The organism is Streptomyces sp. NBC_01429, from assembly GCF_036231945.1.
Lineage (GTDB): Bacteria > Actinomycetota > Actinomycetes > Streptomycetales > Streptomycetaceae > Streptomyces.
On record NZ_CP109599.1, the window covers coordinates 4,331,551 to 4,348,725 of the forward strand.

Sequence of the window (17,175 nt, forward strand, 5' to 3'; positions counted from 1 at the left end):
CGGGTCACCGCGTTACGGGTTGGGCCGGACATGGCAGACACTTCTTTTGACCCGCACGCGCTGCTCGCGGACAGCCGCCTCGGTGTGCTCGCGACGATCAAGGCCGATGGCCGCCCTCAGCTTTCGCCCGTCATGCCGTCGTACGACCGGGACGCCGGTGTCATCCGGGTGTCCTCGACCGAGGCGACCGCCAAGACGGCCAACCTGCGCCGTGATCCTCGGGCCGCGTTGGAGGTGACCAGCCCGGACGGTTGGGCGTGGGCCACTGCCGAGGGCTCGGTCACGCTCATCGGGCCGGGGACCGACCCGCACGGTCCCGAGGTCCAGGCACTGGTGGACTACTACCGCGCCACTGCCGGCGAGCACCCGGACTGGGACGAGTACCGGTCGGTCATGGTGTCCGACCGACGCGTGCTGATCACGCTGACGGTCGACAACGTGTACGGCTCCAAGGTCCGTTGACCTGCGGGCGTGCGAGCTGCCGGCGTCCGAGCCGCGGGTGTCCGCTCACGTCGTGTGCGGTGAGGCCAGCAGGGCGTCCAGCAGGAGGCGGTCCCTGGGTTGGGTGAGGCGGGGGCGGGCTGTGGGTGGGGGGAGCCAGAGGACCTGGTCGACCTCGTGGTTCGGGGTGAAGGTGCCCGTGGCCGCCTCGGCCGCCCAGTAGGTGACCTCCTTGGGGCGGCCCTGGGCCAGGTAGCGGACGGTGTCGAGGAGGGGGCCCGGGGTGCAGGGGTGGCCCGTTTCCTCCCGTACTTCGCGGACCGCCGCCGTCAGGGGGGATTCGCCGCGCTTGAGTTTGCCCTTCGGGTGGGACCAGTCGTCGTACTTGGGGCGATGGACCAGGCAGATCTCGATCCCGTCCGTCGCGGAGGGGGCCCGGCGCCACAGGACGCAGCCCGCCGCGCGTACGAGGCCGGGGCCTGGGCCGGGGCTCGGGGTGCCCGGGGTGCCCGGGGTGCCCGGGGTGGCCGTCATCGGTGGGCCGCCGTCTGGTGCCAGAGCTGCTGGAAGGCGTAGCGGGCGGCCTCGACCTCGTGGCGCTGGTCGGCGTGGAGGATGCCGAGCGCGTAGGCCGTCGCGGGGGCGATACGGGGGGTGCGGGCCGCGTTCGCTGCGGCGGCGGCCGCCTCGGCGGCGTCGCGGTGGCGGTCCAGGGCCTGGCCGGCGGCCCGTAGCGCCGGGTCGGGGGGCAGGCCCTCGCACCAGACCTCCCGGGCGTAGCGGTGCATGCGCAGGAGCCGGCGTACGTGGTGCCAGGGGGCGTCCTGCGCCTCGCCGTCGGACGCGGTGGCCAGGCCGTGCACCAGGGCGTCGGAGTTGTACGGATGGGCCGCGCGGGCCAGCGGGAGGGCGGCCACGGCGTCCAGCAGCCGGTGCTCGGTGGCCTCCACCGAGGCGGTCAGGATCTCGGCGGCGGGGGCCTCGGCGAGCGGTGACAGCAGGACTTCGGAGGCGAGTACGGCCACGGTGTCGGCCACCGCGTGGAAGCGGGACGAGCCGAGCGCCTGGAGCGTCGCCGAGTGGGCGCGGGTACGGGCCAGGGTCAGTTGGCGTTCGAGCAGCGCGCCCGCGCGGGACGCCCCGACCGTCAGCGCGCCCGGCGGCGGACCGGCCGGGGGAGGGCCGGACAGGGGAGCACCAGCCGCTGGCTGACCTGCCAGGAGCGGACCGCCCGGCGGTGTCTCCGTACGGGCCCCCGGCAGCTCCGCCCCGCCGGTCCCGCCGCCCGACAGCCGGGCCAGCGCCCCGAGCAGCCGGTGCAGCCGCGCCGTGCAGGCGTGCTCCTGGGCCAGGGTGCCGGAGAGCCAGCCCAGCTCCGTACGGAACGGGTCGGCCCAGCCGGGGTCCAGCAGCGGCCGGAACGTGTGCAGCCCGCCGCCGATCCTGCGCGCCGCGCCGCGCAGCGTGCGGGCCGCCGCCTCGGCCGACGCGGTGTCCGCGCCGCTCTCCCCGTACACCCGCAGTCCGCGCAGGAAGTCACCGGCGCGCGAGTGCAGATACCCGGCGAGGAGGTCGCCTCCGCTGAGTCTCCCGCCGAGTCCTTCGCTCAGCCCTTCGGCCCGTTCGTCGGCGCTCACCGGGGCGGCGGCTCGGTCGGTGTCCACTTCATGGTGCTGCACGCCGGCGCCTCCGCGCGTCAATGAGCATTTCCTGTACGTGCCGCAGCGGCTGGCCCTCCGCGTCCGTGGAGTGCCGGGTCCAGTTGCCGTCCGCGCCCAGGTGCCAGGAGGACGTCGTGTCGGACATCCCGGTCTCCAGCAGCCGGGTGATCGCCGCGCGGTGGGCCGGGTCGGTGATCCGTACCAGTGCCTCGATACGGCGGTCCAGATTGCGGTGCATCATGTCGGCGCTGCCGAGCCACACCTCGGGCTCCCCGCCGTTGCCGAAGGCGAAGACCCGGGAGTGCTCCAGGAAGCGGCCCAGCACCGAGCGCACCCGGATGTTCTCCGAGAGCCCCGCCACCCCCGGCCGTACCGCGCAGATCCCGCGCACCCAGATGTCCACCGGCACGCCCGCCTGCGCCGCCCGGTAGCAGGCGTCGATGACGGCCTCGTCGACCATCGAGTTGACCTTGATACGGACATAGGCGGGACGCCCGGCGCGCTGGTGCGCGGCTTCCTTGTTGATCCGGGAGACCAGCCCGTCGCGCAGCGACTTCGGCGCGACCAGCAGCCGTCGGTACGTCTCCCGGCGCGAGTAGCCCGAGAGCCGGTTGAACAGGTCGGAGAGGTCCGCGCCGACCTGCGGGTCCGCCGTGAGCAGCCCGAGGTCCTCGTACAGCCGCGCCGTCTTCGGGTGGTAGTTGCCGGTGCCGACGTGGCTGTAGCGGCGCAGGTTCTCGCCCTCCTGCCGGACGACCAGCGAGAGCTTGCAGTGCGTCTTCAGCCCGACCAGGCCGTAGACGACATGGCAGCCGGACTCCTCCAGCTTGCGCGCCCACTTGATGTTCGCCTGCTCGTCGAAGCGGGCCTTGATCTCGACCAGTACCAGGACCTGCTTGCCCGACTCGGCGGCGTCGATCAGCGCGTCCACTATCGGCGAGTCGCCCGACGTCCGGTACAGCGTCTGCTTGATGGCGAGGACGTCCGGATCGGCCGCCGCCTGCTCCAGGAACGCCTGGACGGAGGTGGAGAACGAGTCGTACGGGTGGTGCAGCAGGACATCGCGCTCGCGCAGCGCCGCGAAGATGTCCGGCGCCGACGCGGACTCCACCTCGGCGAGATCGCGGTGCGTGCCCGCGATGAACTTGGGGAACTTCAGCTCGGGCCGGTCCAGCGCCGAGATCCCGAACAGCGCCGTGAGGTCGAGCGGCCCCGGCAGCGGATAGACCTCGGCGTCGGACACCTTCAGCTCGCGTACCAGCAGATCGAGGATGTACGGGTCGATGGACTCCTCGACCTCCAGGCGCACCGGCGGCCCGAAGCGGCGCCGCATCAGCTCCTTCTCCAGCGCCTTCAGGAGGTTCTCGGCGTCGTCCTCCTCGACCTCCAGGTCCTCGTTGCGGGTGACCCGGAACATGTGGTGCGCGAGCACCTCCATCCCCGGGAACAGCTCCTCCAGATGCGCCGCGATCACGTCTTCGAGCGGCACGTAGCGCTGCGGCGAGGCTTCGAGGAAGCGGGAGAGCAGCGGCGGCACCTTGACGCGCGCGAAGTGGCGGTGGCCGGTGACCGGGTTGCGTACGACGACGGCCAGGTTCAGGGAGAGGCCGGAGATGTACGGGAAGGGGTGGGCCGGGTCCACGGCGAGCGGGGTGAGGACCGGGAAGATCTGCTGGCGGAAGAGGGTGAACAGGCGCGCCTGCTCCTTCTCGGTCAGCTCGGGCCAGCGGATGATGTGGATGCCCTCGTCGGCCAGCGCGGGGGCGACGTCCTGCTGGTAGCAGGCGGCGTGCCGGGCCATGAGTTCCCGGGAGCGGGTCCAGATCAGGTCCAGCACCTCGCGCGGCTGGAGGCCGGAGGCGGAGCGGGTGGCCACTCCGGTGGCGATACGCCGTTTGAGGCCGGCGACCCTGACCATGAAGAACTCGTCCAGGTTGGACGCGAAGATCGCGAGGAAGTTCGCCCGTTCGAGGAGTGGGGTGGCCGGGTCCTCGGCCAGCTCCAGAACGCGTTCGTTGAACGCGAGCCAACTGCGCTCCCGGTCCAGGAACCGGCCCTGGGGCAGCTCCGTACCGTCCGGGTGCGCGCTCTCCTCGTACACGTCGAGGTCGGAGTCCAGATCGGGTTCGAGATCGCCCGCCGAGCCCGTGGCCGCGACCGTATGGGGCCGGCGCGCTGCTATGAAGCCCACGGAGGGCTGCTGCGGGGGCTGGGGCTGGGGGTGCGGGCTGCGGGCCGGTACCCCGGCGGGCTGCTGCTGGCTCATGTCTCCATGGTGCCGCTCGGAGGGGACGACAGGCGCGTCGGAGAGAGCCGGGGTGAGGTGGATCCTGCCGTTCCTCGGTGTGGGGGGCACAGCGGGCTGCATTGGGAGAGGGTCGCAAGGGCGGCTGAATGGCCGGTAACGGGGACATGACGTATAAGGAAGCGGAGCGGGGACCGGCGGGGGTGGTACGGGGACCGGCGGGGGGCGTACGGGGACCTGCGGGGTGGTACGGCGAGGGCGGGGTGGCACCGGACCCCCGTACCGGTGCCGCCCCCGCCGGCTCTCGTCCTCGCCGCCGGGCGTACGCGCGCGATCAGGCGTGCAGTCGCCGCAGCACCCGGAACGCCGCGAGGACCGCCAGTGCCGCCAGCGCCAGCAGAACGCCGGTCTCGATGAGCTGGAGCGGCCAGAAATGCGAGGACGGGTGGTACTCGTGGTACGTGGTGTGGGTTCCGGGCGCGCCGGGAACCTCCACCCTGCCCCAGTCGACCACCCAGCTGTTGTCCGGCCGCTGCTCCTCGCCCGTCACTCTCGTGACCGGCAGCAGCAGGCCCCGCAGCTCGATCGAGAAGGCCAGCAGGATCGCCTCCACGGCCACCGCGGTCACCGCCATCGCCACGGCGGTCCCGCGCGTCAGCAGCGCCACCAGCGCGCCGGCCGCGATGCCGAGGACCACGTACCCCACCAGGACCGGACCGAGCCCGAGGTAGTAGAAGTCGTCGTACCAGTGCGCTTCGTAGACGAGGTGCGGTCCGTGCACCCAGGCCAGCCGGTACGCCACGGTGAACGCCGCCGTGAGCGTCACCGCCCACACCGTCGGCAGGGCGAGCCGCGACAGGAGCCAGCGGGCGGGGGAGCCGGACTGCGTCCAGGCGAGCTTGTACGTGCCGTTCTCCAGCTCCCGGGCGATGACCGGGCCCGATACGAACGCGCCGACGGCCGCGGGCAGGACCGGCAGCAGCAGATCGAGGATCTGGAGCAGTGCGCGGAAACGGTACTCGGCGTCCCAGTAGTGCCGGGTCGGTACGTCGCACTCGGCCGGGCCGTCGTTGACAGGGCATCCGGTGGCGGCGAAGTCGGTGTGCGCGGCGTTGGTGATCCACCACAGGCCGAGCAGGGCCCCCACCAGCAGCACCAGGATCACCAGAGCCGCCCACAGCGAGCGGCGGTGCAGCCGCCCGGTCACCCAGTCCGGGCCGCGCAGGGCCGGCGCCCGGCCGCGCAGGGTCGGCGCGCTCATGCCGCCACCTCCGTCTTCGTCGTGGCGGACGGCGTGAGCAGTACCGGCGCCTCCGGCGAGCGCAGATGCGCGAGCAGGAGTTCCTCCAGGGACGGATCGGCCGTCCGCCAGTCGTCGGCCAGTGGGCCGTCGGGGCGTACCAGCGTGGTGAACCCGCGTCCCGAGGGGCGGGATTCGACGACGGTGTGCGGTGCCAGGTCGGCCGTGGGGCCGGTCACCAGGGTGTGCGCGCCGAGAAGGTCCTCGACCTCCCCGCCGAGCCGTACCTGCCCGCCGTTCACGAGCAGCAGATAGTCGCAGGCGTTCTCCAGCTCGGTGACGATGTGCGAGGAGATCAGGACGGTCGTGCCGCGCTCCGCCGCGTCGGAGAGCAGGACGCCCATCAGCTGCTGCCGGGCCAGCGGGTCGAGGTCGGCCATCGGCTCGTCCAGCAGGAGGAGTTCGGGGCGCTTGCCGAGCGCGAGGGCGAGCGCGACGCGGGTGCGCTGGCCGCCGGAGAGGGAGCGGACGCGCGGGGCGTGGCCGAGCCCTCCGCCCTCGACGACCCGCTCGGCGATCGCGTCGTCCCAGCGCCCGGGGTTCAGCTCGCGGCCCATCCGCAGCGTCTCGCCGATCGTCAGCTGCGGATACAGCGGCTTGTCCTGGGCCACGTAGGCGACGCGCTCCCGCACGGTGGCGGGTTCGGCCGAGCCGAGGGTACGGAGCGCCCCCTCGGTGGGTGCCAGCAGCCCGGCCGCGTGGGCGAGGAGCGTGGACTTGCCGGCGCCGTTGGGGCCGACGAGCGCGCAGACGCGTCCGGCGGGGACGCGGAAGGAGCAGTCGCGCAGCGCCCAGCGGTGTTTGCGGCCGGCCCGTCCGTACCGCTTGCCGAGGCCGGTCGCCTCTATCGCGGCCGTTGTCATCGGTCGTCCCCCTTGTTCTCGAAGCCGTTCTCGAAGCCGTTCTTGGTGCCGTACGTGGAGCCGTCCGTGCTGCCGTCCGTGAAACCGGCTGCGGCGCCGTCTTTCGAGCCTTCGTCCATCACCGAGGTGAAGAGCGCGGCCATGTCGTCCCGGTCCAGACCCTCGGCGCGGGCCCGGTCCGTCCAGGCGGCCAGCTCCGCGCGTAGCGCGCTGTCCTCGGAGCCCCGGCCGAGCGTTCCCCGTACGAACGTCCCGAGCCCGCGCCGCCCCTCGGCCAGCCCCTCGCGCTCCAGCTCGCGGTACGCCTTGAGGACGGTGTTCGCGTTGACGGCGGTGGCCTCCACGACCTCGCGGGCCGTGGGCAGCTTGTCGCCGGGTTCCAGCAGGCCCAGGCGCAGGGCCTGCTTGGTCTGCTGGACGATCTGGAGATAGGTGGCCACCCCGCTGCGCCGGTCGATGCGGTACTCGATCACCGCGCAACCACCCTTTCACTAAGGAAGTAGTGAAAGGGTGGCGTACGGAGGCGGCGGCGTCAAGCGCCCGTACCCGCGCACCGCGTTCAGGGGGTCATTCGAGCGACCGCGCCGCCGCCGCTGCCACCGCCTCCGCCACCGCCGCCAACGCGGGCGAGTCGAGCCGCCACTGCTGCCAGTACAGGGGCACCCGTACGGTCCGGCCCGGCGCGAAGCCGACCAGCGCGCCCGCGCGCAACCGGGGCTCGGCCTGGCTTCTCGGCACCAGCCCCCAGCCCAGCCCGGCCGTCACGGCGTCGGCGAAGCCCTCGCTGGAGGGGATGCGGTGGCGCAGGGCGCTCGCGCCGCGCCCGCCGGTGAGTTCGCGGACGAAGTTGTCCTGGAGTTCGTCGCGGCGGTCGAAGCAGACCACGGGCGCGGGCGGCAGCAGCCGTTCCACATCGTCGCCGGAGAGCCACCGCGCGGCGAACTCCGGTGCGGCGACCGGCAGATAGCCCATACTGCCGAGCCGGCGCACCGAGCAGCCCGCCACCGGATCGGGCGAGGAGGTCACCGCCGCCATCACCTCGCCCTCGCGCAGCAGCTCCGTCGTGTGGGCCTCGTCCTCGCGGCGCAGGTCGAAGCAGATCCGCGCGTCGTGCGCGAGCGTCGCGAGCGCGGGCAGGAACCAGGTCGCCAGCGAATCCGAGTTGACCGCGATGGACAGCCGAGGGTGCTCCCCGGCGTCGTTCATCCCGAGCGCGTCGCGCGCGTCGCCCTCCAGCCGGGCCAGCTGGCGCGCGAAGCGGACCACGACCTGCCCGGACGCGGTCGGCCTCACCGGCTTCGTACGGGTCACCAGCACCCGGCCGGTGCGCTGCTCCAGCGCCTTGACGCGCTGGCTCACGGCGGAGGGCGTCACATGGAGGGCGGTGGCGGCGGCGTCGAAGGTCCCCTCGTCGACCACCGTGAGCAGGGTGCGGACCAGATCGTGGGGCAGCTCGGACATCATGGCGGCACTCCTCGTTTCATTACGTAGGCTAATGGCACATAAGAAAATTTAGCTGGTCTAAAGTGCCGCCCGGTCCATAGCGTGCCCGTATGGGAACCGCGCTCACCGCCACCGCCGCCGGATTCGGCACCGGCCTCTCGCTCATCGTCGCCATCGGCGCGCAGAACGCCTTCGTCCTGCGCCAGGGCATCCGTCGCGAGGCCGTCCTGCCGGTGGTGGCGATCTGCGCGCTCTCCGACGCGCTGCTCATCGCCTGCGGAATCGGCGGCCTCGGCGTGCTGGTCACCGCCTGGCCGTCGGCGCTGGTGACGGTGCGCGTCGTCGGCGCGCTCTTCCTGCTCTGTTACGGGGCGCTCGCCGTCCGCCGGGCCTGCCGGCCCTCCGGCCTGAACGGCGGGGGACCGGAGGTGCGCTCGGGACGCCGGGCCGTGCTGACCTGCCTCGCCATGACCTGGCTGAACCCCCATGTCTACCTGGACACGGTGCTGCTGCTCGGCGCCGTCGCGGCCACCTACGGGACGCTGCGCTGGGAGTTCGGCGCCGGCGCCGTGCTGGCCAGCCTGTGCTGGTTCGCCGCGCTCGGCTACGGGGCCCGCCTCCTGGCAGGCTTCTTCCGCCGCGCCTCGTCCTGGCGCGTCCTCGACGGCCTGGTGGCCGCGACGATGCTGGCGGGCGCGGCGGCGTTCGCGGCGGGGGTGTGAGCGGTACGGGGCGGTCGGACCCACGCGACCGACCGGCAACCGGTACGCGCGCTCAGGACTCCCTGCGGTACGTCGCGCGCTCAGGACTCCGTGCGGTACGTCGCGGGCTCAGGACTCCGTGCGGTACATCAGGTCCACCTCGTGCGTGGCGAAGCCGAGGCGCTCGTAGACCGTCACCGCCGCCGAGTTGTCCGCGTCCACGTACAGCATCGCCGTCGGCAGTCCCTCCGCCGCCAGATGCCGCAGCCCGATCGCGGTCAGCGCCTTGCCGAGGCCGCCGCCCTGCGCGTCGGGCCTGATGCCGAGGACGTACACCTCGCCCAGCCGCTCCCGCGCGTGCGTCTTGGTCCAGTGGAAGCCGATCAGCTCGCCGTCGCGCTCCGCCAGGAAGAACCCCTTCGGGTCGAACCACGGCTCGCCCGTACGGTCGTCCAGGTCGCGCTGCGTCAGGCCGCCCTGCTCGGGGTGGTGCGCGAACGCGGCGGCGTTGACGGCGAGCCAGGCCGCGTCGTCCTGCCCGGGTACGAAGGTACGGACGGTGACCCCGGCGGGCAGTACCGGTTCCGCGACCGCCAGCGGGTTCAACGGGCGGCGCAGCTGGCGCAGTTCGCGGAAGAGCGTCAGCCCGAGCACCTGCGCCAGGTGGCGCGCGGCCGACTTCCCGCCGTGCGCCCAGGCCCGCAGTCGCTTCCCGGAGGCCGCCAGCATCGCGGCGCCCAGCGCCCGGCCGTGCCCCCGGCCCCGGCGGCCGGGGCGGATGACCAGCTCGGCGGCGGGCGCCTCGATGGGGTCGGTGTCCTCCAGCTGTCCGTACCCGACGAGTTCGCCGTCGGCGCTGAGCAGGAAGTGCCGAACGCCCTCCCGGTGGCCGCCGCGCAACTGGAGGCGGCCCTGTTCCGAGACGGCCTGCACGCCGTCCGAGTCGGCCGCCTCCGCGAGCAGGCCGAGGACCTCCTCGGCCTGCTCGGGGGTGAGCGCGTCGAGGGTCTGGATCTGCCGGCCGGGCTCGTGGGCTGCTGCGTCAGTCATGCGTCGAGGGTACGGCGACGGCGCGGCTGCGGGCCGCCGGCCCGGCTCGTGCCCGTACCGGAGGTCAGTAGCGGAGCCGCGTGCCGGAGCCGCGTGCCGGAGCCGCGTGCCGGAGCCGCGTGCCGGGGCCCGCACCCCGGACCGTAATGGCAACCAGCTCGTAACCCGTTCCCCCCTGTTGAGCTACGCGCGTTGACTCTAGGCTGCCGCACGCGGACCTCTGCGGTTTCCGGAGCTTCGCGAGCCCCCCACGGCGGCCCACCTCACCCAGCACACGCACAATCCAAGGGGATCGATGTCAGCGACACCGCAGAAGAACCGCGCGGCACGGCGGGTGCTCGCCGCTGCCGCTGGTCTGGCCACCGTCGGCGCCCTGGTCGCCGCGATGCCGGCCACCGCGCAGAGCCAGACGCAGGCCAAGGCCCCGGCGCACGGCAGCAGCCAGAGCCACGGCCACCAGAAGCCGAAGCCCAAGCCGAAGCCGAGCACCGTCGACGTACAGCTCCTGTCCTTCAACGACCTGCACGGAAACCTTGAGCCCCCGGCCGGTTCGGCGGGCTCGGTCAACGAGACGCAGGCCGACGGCACGGTCAAGGCGATACCGGCCGGCGGCATGGAGTACCTGGCGACCTCGCTGCGCACCGCGCGCAAGGGCCACCCGTACTCGATCACCGCGGCGGGCGGCGACATGGTGGGCGCCAGCCCGCTGCTGTCCGGTCTCTTCCACGACGAGCCGACCATCGAGGCGCTCAACAAGGTCGAGCTCGACGTGACGAGCGTCGGCAACCACGAGTTCGACGAGGGCGCCGTCGAACTCGCCCGGCTCCAGAACGGCGGCTGTCACCCGACAGAGGGCTGTTACGAGAAGGGCAAGAAGTTCAAGGGCGCCGACTTCCCCTACCTCGCGGCCAACGTGACGTCCGAGAAGACCGGCAAGCCGATCCTCAAGCCGTACACGGTCTGGAAGAAGAACGGCGTCAAGATCGGCTTCATCGGAGTGACCCTGGAGGGCACGCCGAACATCGTGACCGCCGAGGGCGTCAAGGGCCTCAAGTTCCACGACGAGATCGAGACCGTCAACAAGTACGCCAAGGAACTCGACAAGCAGGGCGTCAAGTCGATCGTCGCGCTGATCCACGAGGGCGGCGCCCCCGCCTCCACCTCGTACAACTACGACTGCGACAGCCCCGGCGCCGGTGACGGCATCTCCGGCCCCATCGTCGACATCGCGAAGGGCATCTCGCCCAAGGTCGACGCGCTGGTGACCGGCCACACGCACCAGGCGTACGCCTGCACCATCCCGGACCCGGCGGGCAACCCGCGCCTGGTCACCTCGGCGTCGTCGTTCGGCAAGCTGTACACGGACACCACGCTGACGTACGACCTGCGCACCAAGGACATCGTGCGGACGAGCGTGAAGTCGGCGAACCACATCGTCAGCCGTGACCAGGCCAAGGCCAAGGACATGACCTCGCTGATCGAGCGGTGGAACAAGATCGCCGCGCCGATCGCCAACGCCCCGCAGGGCTACATCTCGGCGGACATCAACGGCCGCGGCGCCACCACCCCCGAGTCCCCGCTCGGCGACCTGATCGCGGACGCGCAGCTCGACGGCATGGCGGCGGCGGACAAGGGCGGCGCGCAGATCGCCTTCATGAACCCGGGCGGGATCAGGTCCGACCTGGTCCACAAGGCGTCGGGCAGCGAGGGCGACGGTGTGGTGACGTACGGCGAGGCGTTCACCGTCCAGCCGTTCACCAACATGATGAACGCGGTGAACCTGACCGGCGCCCAGCTGATCACCACGCTCCAGCAGCAGGTCAGCGGCTCGAACGAGGCGTCCCCGAAGATCCTCCAGGTCTCCAGGGGCCTCACCTACACCCTCGACATGACGAAGACGGGCGCCGCCCGGGTCGTCACGGACACGGTGAAGCTGAACAATGAGCCGCTCGACCCGTCGAAGACCTACCGCGTCGCGATGAACGAGTTCCTCGCGGGCGGCGGCGACGGCTTCGCGGCCCTGGCCGAGGGCACGGACAAGCTGGTCGGCGCGTCCGACCTGGACATGTTCAACGCCTACCTGAAGGCCAACTCGTCGGCCACGAACCCGCTGGCCCCGCCGGCGGCGGACCGGATCACGATCATCAAGTAGTCCGGTACGAGCGGCTCGGTACGTACGAGCAGTCCGGTACGAGCGAGTCACGAAGGGCGGCGGGCCACGGGCCTGCCGCCCTTCGGCATGGTCGGAAAGGGCGGTCGGGTGCGGTCAGGGTGTGATCAGGGAGCGAGCACGACCGTCTTGCCGGTCAGCCGGCCGGCACCGGCGTCCTCGTGTACGGCGGCCAGCTCGGCCACCGGGCGGTGGGCGGTGACGTGGAGCCGGAGCTTGCCGGCATCCACCTTGGCGACCAGCTCGGTCAGCTGGGCTCCGTCGCTGCGGACCCACAGGCTCGCGCTGCGCACCCCCCGGGCGGGGTCCTCGGGGATCGGACCGGCTGTGCTGGCGGCGACCCCGCCGTCGGCGACGTAGTCCGTCAGCCGCGCGAGCTGCTCCGGGGCGAGGCGCACATGGTTCACCACGACCTGGAACGGACCGTCCACGGCGGCCGGGCCCGCGGCGAGGGCGAGGCGGCCGACGACCCGGTCCGCGCCGTAGCCCCGGAGGCGGTCGGCGTGCCGCGGCGCGTCCACCGCGGTCACGTGCGCTCCCGCGTCGACGGCGAGCTGCACCACGAGGCTGCCCACCGCGCCGCCCGCCCCGTTGACCAGGACGCTCTGACCGGGCTTCAGCTCGGCCAGCTCGAACGCCGTCTGCCAGGCCGCGAGGCCGGTCAGCGGCAGCGCCGCGGCGTCGACCAGCTCCGTCGTCCGGGGCGCCGGGGCCAGGGACCCGGCCGGGGCGAGCACGTACTCGGCGGCGCCGCCCGCGGAGTCGAGGGGCAGCATCGCCACGACCCGGTCGCCGACCTCCAGGCCCGTCACGTCCGCGCCGAGTTCGGCGACGGTGCCCGCCAGGTCGATCCCCGGCACGTACGGGAGGGTGATCGGGAGCATCGCGGCCAGGGCACCGGCGCGGATGTGGTCGTCGACCGGGTTGAACGACGTGGCAGCCACCCGCACCAGCACCTGCCCGGTGCCGGGGACCGGCCGGTCGACGTCCTCGTAGCGCAGGACCTCGCTGCTGCCGAACTCGTGGAAACGTATTGCCTTCATGGCACTTTCCTCCAGGGGGGTACTTGGTGTCGTTGCCGACCGATGGGGCGATGGGGCGATGAGGCGCTGAGGTGCTGAGGCGCTGAGGTGACGAGGTGACGAGGCGCTCAGGTCAGGTCAGCTGCACCGACCGGGTGGAGTTGCCCATCACCATGCGGTCGATGGCGCTCACGGCGCTGGCGGGGTCGTCGGCGGCGCCGACGGTGAGCAGCAGCGGTACGAAGTGATCGGCCGTCGGATGGGCGACCGCGGCGCTCGGTGCCTTGTCGCGGTAGTCGGTGAGGGCGTCGGCGTCGCCCCGGGCGAGGGCGTCGACGGCCCATTCGTCGAAGGCCGTGGTGTCGGCGGCCAGCTCCGGCCTGCGGAAGACGGCGAAGCTGTGCGTCATGAAGCCCGAGCCGAGGACGAGGATGCCTTCGTCGCGCAGGGGCCGCAGGCGTGCCCCGAGTGCGAGCAGGGCGCCGGGGTCGAGGCTGGGCATCGACAGCTGCACGACCGGGACGTCGGCCGCGGGATACATGGCCATGAGCGGGATGAAGGCGCCGTGGTCGAGGCCGCGGTCGGCGAACTCGTGCACCGGCGTCCGGCCCAGCAGACCCGTGAGCCGCCGAGCCAGGTCGGTGGCGTCCGGGGTCGCGTAGGGAAGGGTCTTGTAGCGCGGGTGGAAGCCGCTGAAGTCGTAGTAGAGCGGGGTGGCCGCGGCGGCTGCGGATATCGCGACCGGGGCCCGTTCCCAGTGGGCCGAGACGACCACGATGGCCCGGGGCTTGGGCATCGACCGGGCCCAGTCGTAGAGGTCGCCGAGCCACTGCGGATCGTCGAGGGTGAACGGGGCGCCGTGGCTGACGAAGAGGCTGGGCAGGGGCCCGTCGGAGGGGTTCCACACCCGCTGCTCGCGCGCCTGTGGCAGGACCCGGGCGAGGAGGTCGTCGTAGGCCGCGGCCGGTGTGCGCGACGGGAAGGGGGAAGTCAGGCCGTTCGGGGAGACCGGGCTGCTCGTGGTGGTCATCGAAATCAGCTCCTTCACTTGCCTGGGCAAGTGTTGTGACTTGCCGAGGCAAGTCAAAAAGTAGCGCATCATGAGTTGCCCAGGCAAGTGATGCGAGTTGCCCGGGCAAGTATGATGGGGTGCATGGACACTCAGTCGCCCTGGCTCGACGACGATCAGCAGGACCTGTGGCAGGCGCTTCTCACGGTCGTCATCGCCCTCCCGGCGGCCCTCGACCGCCAGTTGCAGCGGGACGCGGGCATCTCCAACTTCGAGTACGGGGTTCTGGCGCAGCTGTCCATGGCCGACGAGGCCACGATGCGGCTCAGCGACCTGGCCCGGGTCTGCGACAGCACCCAGCCCCGCCTGTCGAAGGTGATGGACCGCTTCGAAGCCCGCGACTGGGTCGCCCGCCGGCCCGACCCCACCGACGGCCGGTACACTCTCGCCGCCCTGGCCGACGCCGGCCGGCAGAAGCTCGCCGAGAGCGCGCCGGAACACGTCGCGCAGGTGAAGCGGCTCGTGTTCGATCCGCTCAGCGCCGCTCAGCGCCGCCACTTCGAGGCCGCGCTCACCCGCGTCGCCGCCACCGTGCGCGGGGAACTGGAAGGAGGCTGAACGGCCGTCTCCGGGCGGGGTTTTCGACACCGAGGGGTGCCGGGGCGCCGGTCGTATGGCACGGTCTGCCGGTCGGGCCCGGCACGTGCCCCGCGCTCGGTGCGATCATGCGCGGGCCACGGCCCGTTGAGGCGTCAGTCTTCGACCGTGTACGTCACGAAGTTCGCCCAGGCGCCGGGGGTGAGGGTGAGGCGGGGGCCTTCGAGGGTTTTGGAGTCGCGGATGTGTACGGTGCCGGGGGTGGTCGCGATCTCGACGCAGGAGGTGCCGTCGTTGCCGTCGCTGTAGCTGCTCTTGAACCACGCCAGCTCGGAGGCGTCCCCGGCAGTGGTCTTGCGGATCATGTTGGGACTCCCAGCAGTTGTTCGATGAAGGCCAGCGACTCCCGGGGCGAGAGCGCCTGAGCCGCAACCGACGTGCGTGCCCGCGCCCGGTGTGACCATGCGCGGGCACGTTGGCATCGCGAGGCGTCAGCTTTCGACCGTGTACGTCACGAAGTTCGCCCAGGCGCCGGGGGTGAGGGTGAGGCGGGGGCCTTCGAGGGTTTTGGAGTCGCGGATGTGTACGGTGCCGGGGGTGGTCGCGATCTCGACGCAGGAGGTGCCGTCGTTACCGCTGCTGTAGCTGCTCTTGAACCACGCCAGCTCGGAGGCGTCCCCGGCAGTGGTCTTGCGGATCATGTTGGGACTCCCAGCAGTTGTTCGATGAAGGCCAGCGACTCCCGGGGCGAGAGCGCCTGAGCCCGGATCGTGCCATAACGCAGCTCAAGGATGCGCAGGTGTTTGAGTTCGGAAGTGGGCCGACCGCTGAACGCGCCATCGGAGCGGCCCACGGCCCTGCCGTCTGCGAATTTCAGCAGTTCGATCTTGCCGTCCATGCCGGAGTGCGTCTCGCTGTTCAACGGCATCACCTGAAGAACGACGTTGTGCAATCGCCCCACCTCCAACAGACGTTCGAGCTGCTGGCGCCACACCATTGTGCCCCCGATCGGGCGCCGCACGGCCGCCTCTTCCAGGACGAAGCTGAGCGCGGGTGCGGGGGAGCACTCGAAGACCGACGCACGAGCCACGCGCGCGAGCACCATCCGCTCCACCTCGTCCGGGGAATACGGGGGCTGCATGGCCATGAACAACGCCCTCGCGTGGTCAGCGGTCTGGAGAAGTCCGTTGATGCCGTTGCTCTCGTAGATGCCGATCTCGACCGCCTCGGCCTCCAACTTGGCCAGCGCCCGCACCTTCTTCGGGTACCGGACCTTCTTGACGTCCTCCCACGTCGCCGCGATCAGACCATCCGCTTCCAGCACCTCATCGGCCCTGCTCAGGTAGTCCTGCCGGGGAATCCGTTTTCCCGCCTCGATCTTGTACACCATGTCTTCGCCGTAGCCGACCGTTCTCCCGAACTCGCCGGCGCGCATCCCCGCCGCCTCGCGGCGCAGCTTCAACTGCCGTCCCACCGTGGCGATAACGGCCACGCCCCACTCGTCGTCCGGGTCCACCTCCCACCCGGGCTCGTCCGCCTCGCTCCTGGCTTGTACCGCCTCGCCGTCCACCGACATCCGCACTCCTCCGTAGTCCCGCGCCGTCCCTTGGCTTTTCCCGGCGCCCTCGCCCTACCCGTGCCAACTGCGCCGACAGCCAAGACAGCACCGGACAAGCACTGGACAGTGACCGTACGCAATCGTTTCGTCACTTATCAGGGTAGGCATTTTCGGCCACTGTGAGTGAGGTGATTCAGGAAACCGCCGAGACCACGGCCCCACTCGACCCCGCCGCGCCCACCTTCAGCGTGCTGCTCTCCTCCACGCCCCGGGGTGCCCGCCTCGCCCGCCTGCTCGCGGAGAGTCAACTCCGTGACTGGGGGCTCCCCTCCGATCCCGGCCGCCTTCTCGCGGCCGAACTGGCCGCCAACGCCGCCTCCCACGGACGGGTGGCCGGGCGCGACTTCCGGCTCACACTCCGCTTCGTCGGTGACGTCCTCCGTATCGAGGTCGCCGACACGCGCCGTGAACTCCTGCCCGTACTTCAACGGCTCTGCCCGTACGCCGAGTCGGGGCGTGGGCTGCTGCTCGTGGACGCGCTCGCCGACCGCTGGGGAGTCACCGAGGGCCTGTTCCCGCGCAAGATCGTCTGGGCGGAAGTGCGTCTCGCGTGACCGGAACCCGTTCCGGCGGGTTCCGGTGGCTGCAGTGGCCTTTTCCAAAGGACGTGAGAGAAGAAAGAACCCCGCCAAGTCCCACCCCCACCTGCCCACCCGTCGGATGCCTGGTGTGCTGCGGCACGGGCTGCGGTCCGGGAGCCCGAACCGCCGCTTCACTCCTGTGCCGCCCGGAGAGCCCGGTCCGGTCCGGGGCATGTGGCGCCCGTTGAGATTCGGCCGGCCCGTCTCCGAGTCCACTGTTCAGTTCCCGGAGTCGCCGGTGAGGATCAGCGGAGGCTCGTTACTGATCCCGCACTCGGCACTCGGCACTCGGCCCCGCGGGCACCACGACCTCGATCGGTGTCGAGTCGTCCAGCCCCGCGAGAAGAAGAAGTTCCGGTTCGGGCATCGGCGTGGCGGCTCTGCCAACTGCCTGCTGGTGCGTCTGCGATACACGATCTTCGGGTTGCTCTAGAGTCGGGACAACCTTCCCGGTGGCGTCTCGCTGCCGGGATT

At 71.7% G+C, this 17,175-nt stretch carries 18 protein-coding genes; 5 read left to right on the top strand and 13 right to left on the bottom strand.

Annotated elements, in window-relative coordinates; translation table 11 throughout:
- The first annotated feature begins 30 nt into the window (after positions 1-30).
- On the top strand, positions 31-462 hold the full coding sequence (locus tag OG627_RS18925) for a PPOX class F420-dependent oxidoreductase (protein ID WP_329066627.1): 432 nt from the start codon (positions 31-33) through the stop codon (positions 460-462).
- 45 nt (positions 463-507) lie between these two features.
- Here the strand turns inward: OG627_RS18925 and OG627_RS18930 are convergent, their stop codons facing one another.
- The 7 genes from OG627_RS18930 to OG627_RS18960 all read right to left on the bottom strand — a co-directional run bounded on the left by OG627_RS18930 (position 508) and on the right by OG627_RS18960 (position 7,974).
- Positions 508-975, bottom strand: a complete 468-nt coding sequence (locus OG627_RS18930; RefSeq protein WP_329066630.1) for an NUDIX hydrolase — start codon at positions 973-975, stop codon at positions 508-510.
- On the bottom strand, positions 972-2,051 hold the full coding sequence (locus tag OG627_RS18935; protein ID WP_329072789.1) for a CHAD domain-containing protein: 1,080 nt from the start codon (positions 2,049-2,051) through the stop codon (positions 972-974). The genes OG627_RS18930 and OG627_RS18935 overlap by 4 nt, the downstream gene beginning before the upstream one ends.
- Before the next feature lie 55 nt (positions 2,052-2,106).
- On the bottom strand, positions 2,107-4,368 hold the full coding sequence (locus OG627_RS18940) for an RNA degradosome polyphosphate kinase (RefSeq protein WP_329066632.1): 2,262 nt from the start codon (positions 4,366-4,368) through the stop codon (positions 2,107-2,109).
- Positions 4,369-4,681: 313 nt separating this feature from the next.
- Positions 4,682-5,608, bottom strand: a complete 927-nt coding sequence (locus OG627_RS18945) for an ABC transporter permease (RefSeq protein ID WP_329066634.1) — start codon at positions 5,606-5,608, stop codon at positions 4,682-4,684.
- On the bottom strand, positions 5,605-6,510 hold the full coding sequence (locus tag OG627_RS18950) for an ABC transporter ATP-binding protein (RefSeq protein WP_329066636.1): 906 nt from the start codon (positions 6,508-6,510) through the stop codon (positions 5,605-5,607). The genes OG627_RS18945 and OG627_RS18950 overlap by 4 nt, the downstream gene beginning before the upstream one ends.
- Positions 6,507-6,983, bottom strand: coding sequence for a GntR family transcriptional regulator (locus OG627_RS18955; RefSeq protein WP_329066638.1), 477 nt, complete (start codon positions 6,981-6,983; stop codon positions 6,507-6,509). The genes OG627_RS18950 and OG627_RS18955 overlap by 4 nt, the downstream gene beginning before the upstream one ends.
- Positions 6,984-7,077: 94 nt before the next feature.
- On the bottom strand, positions 7,078-7,974 hold the full coding sequence (locus OG627_RS18960; RefSeq protein WP_329066640.1) for a LysR family transcriptional regulator ArgP: 897 nt from the start codon (positions 7,972-7,974) through the stop codon (positions 7,078-7,080).
- An 89-nt stretch (positions 7,975-8,063) separates the two neighbouring features.
- Between OG627_RS18960 and OG627_RS18965 the strand changes: the two genes are divergently transcribed.
- Complete coding sequence (locus tag OG627_RS18965; protein ID WP_329066642.1) at positions 8,064-8,675, top strand: LysE/ArgO family amino acid transporter; 612 nt, start codon at positions 8,064-8,066, stop codon at positions 8,673-8,675.
- Between the two features lie 108 nt (positions 8,676-8,783).
- Here OG627_RS18965 and mshD read toward each other — a convergent pair whose 3' ends face one another.
- Positions 8,784-9,704: a mycothiol synthase gene (gene mshD / locus OG627_RS18970; protein WP_329066644.1), complete on the bottom strand. Its 921-nt coding sequence runs from the start codon at positions 9,702-9,704 to the stop codon at positions 8,784-8,786.
- A gap of 295 nt (positions 9,705-9,999) precedes the next feature.
- On the opposite strand from mshD, the gene OG627_RS18975 reads away from it, so the two are divergent.
- Positions 10,000-11,856, top strand: coding sequence for a bifunctional metallophosphatase/5'-nucleotidase (locus OG627_RS18975; RefSeq protein WP_329066646.1), 1,857 nt, complete (start codon positions 10,000-10,002; stop codon positions 11,854-11,856).
- A gap of 125 nt (positions 11,857-11,981) precedes the next feature.
- Here OG627_RS18975 and OG627_RS18980 read toward each other — a convergent pair whose 3' ends face one another.
- Entirely contained in the window at positions 11,982-12,917 is a 936-nt protein-coding gene (locus tag OG627_RS18980; RefSeq protein ID WP_329066648.1) for an NADP-dependent oxidoreductase, read from the bottom strand.
- 112 nt (positions 12,918-13,029) lie between these two features.
- Entirely contained in the window at positions 13,030-13,926 is an 897-nt protein-coding gene (locus tag OG627_RS18985; RefSeq protein WP_329066650.1) for a DODA-type extradiol aromatic ring-opening family dioxygenase, read from the bottom strand.
- Positions 13,927-14,049: 123 nt separating this feature from the next.
- Here OG627_RS18985 and OG627_RS18990 point away from each other — a divergent pair, with 123 nt between their 5' ends.
- Positions 14,050-14,523 (top strand): MarR family winged helix-turn-helix transcriptional regulator, encoded by a 474-nt coding sequence (locus OG627_RS18990; RefSeq protein ID WP_329066652.1) that lies wholly within the window; start codon positions 14,050-14,052, stop codon positions 14,521-14,523.
- A gap of 134 nt (positions 14,524-14,657) precedes the next feature.
- Here OG627_RS18990 and OG627_RS18995 read toward each other — a convergent pair whose 3' ends face one another.
- The 3 genes from OG627_RS18995 to OG627_RS19005 all read right to left on the bottom strand — a co-directional run bounded on the left by OG627_RS18995 (position 14,658) and on the right by OG627_RS19005 (position 16,078).
- A complete protein-coding gene (locus tag OG627_RS18995) occupies positions 14,658-14,867 on the bottom strand; it encodes a DUF397 domain-containing protein (protein WP_329066654.1) in 210 nt (69 codons plus the stop codon).
- Positions 14,868-14,993: 126 nt separating this feature from the next.
- Entirely contained in the window at positions 14,994-15,203 is a 210-nt protein-coding gene (locus tag OG627_RS19000) for a DUF397 domain-containing protein (RefSeq protein WP_329066656.1), read from the bottom strand.
- On the bottom strand, positions 15,200-16,078 hold the full coding sequence (locus tag OG627_RS19005) for a helix-turn-helix domain-containing protein (protein WP_329066658.1): 879 nt from the start codon (positions 16,076-16,078) through the stop codon (positions 15,200-15,202). The genes OG627_RS19000 and OG627_RS19005 overlap by 4 nt, the downstream gene beginning before the upstream one ends.
- 170 nt (positions 16,079-16,248) lie before the next feature.
- Between OG627_RS19005 and OG627_RS19010 the strand changes: the two genes are divergently transcribed.
- Positions 16,249-16,674 (top strand): ATP-binding protein, encoded by a 426-nt coding sequence (locus tag OG627_RS19010; protein WP_329066660.1) that lies wholly within the window; start codon positions 16,249-16,251, stop codon positions 16,672-16,674.
- Positions 16,675-17,175 lie beyond the last annotated feature (501 nt).

Excerpts from the sequence above, each read along its gene's own strand:
- OG627_RS18925 (WP_329066627.1), top strand. The coding sequence starts at position 31 with ATGGCAGACACTTCTTTTGACCCGCACGCGCTGCTCGCGGACAGCCGC.
- OG627_RS18930 (WP_329066630.1), bottom strand. The coding sequence starts at position 975 with ATGACGGCCACCCCGGGCACCCCGGGCACCCCGGGCACCCCGAGCCCC.
- OG627_RS18940 (WP_329066632.1), bottom strand. The coding sequence starts at position 4,368 with ATGAGCCAGCAGCAGCCCGCCGGGGTACCGGCCCGCAGCCCGCACCCC.
- OG627_RS18945 (WP_329066634.1), bottom strand. The coding sequence starts at position 5,608 with ATGAGCGCGCCGACCCTGCGCGGCCGGGCGCCGGCCCTGCGCGGCCCG.
- OG627_RS18950 (WP_329066636.1), bottom strand. The coding sequence starts at position 6,510 with ATGACAACGGCCGCGATAGAGGCGACCGGCCTCGGCAAGCGGTACGGA.
- OG627_RS18960 (WP_329066640.1), bottom strand. The coding sequence starts at position 7,974 with ATGATGTCCGAGCTGCCCCACGATCTGGTCCGCACCCTGCTCACGGTG.
- OG627_RS18965 (WP_329066642.1), top strand. The coding sequence starts at position 8,064 with ATGGGAACCGCGCTCACCGCCACCGCCGCCGGATTCGGCACCGGCCTC.
- mshD (WP_329066644.1), bottom strand. The coding sequence starts at position 9,704 with ATGACTGACGCAGCAGCCCACGAGCCCGGCCGGCAGATCCAGACCCTC.
- OG627_RS18975 (WP_329066646.1), top strand. The coding sequence starts at position 10,000 with ATGTCAGCGACACCGCAGAAGAACCGCGCGGCACGGCGGGTGCTCGCC.
- OG627_RS18980 (WP_329066648.1), bottom strand. The coding sequence starts at position 12,917 with ATGAAGGCAATACGTTTCCACGAGTTCGGCAGCAGCGAGGTCCTGCGC.
- OG627_RS18985 (WP_329066650.1), bottom strand. The coding sequence starts at position 13,926 with ATGACCACCACGAGCAGCCCGGTCTCCCCGAACGGCCTGACTTCCCCC.
- OG627_RS18990 (WP_329066652.1), top strand. The coding sequence starts at position 14,050 with ATGGACACTCAGTCGCCCTGGCTCGACGACGATCAGCAGGACCTGTGG.
- OG627_RS18995 (WP_329066654.1), bottom strand. The coding sequence starts at position 14,867 with ATGATCCGCAAGACCACTGCCGGGGACGCCTCCGAGCTGGCGTGGTTC.
- OG627_RS19000 (WP_329066656.1), bottom strand. The coding sequence starts at position 15,203 with ATGATCCGCAAGACCACTGCCGGGGACGCCTCCGAGCTGGCGTGGTTC.
- OG627_RS19005 (WP_329066658.1), bottom strand. The coding sequence starts at position 16,078 with ATGTCGGTGGACGGCGAGGCGGTACAAGCCAGGAGCGAGGCGGACGAG.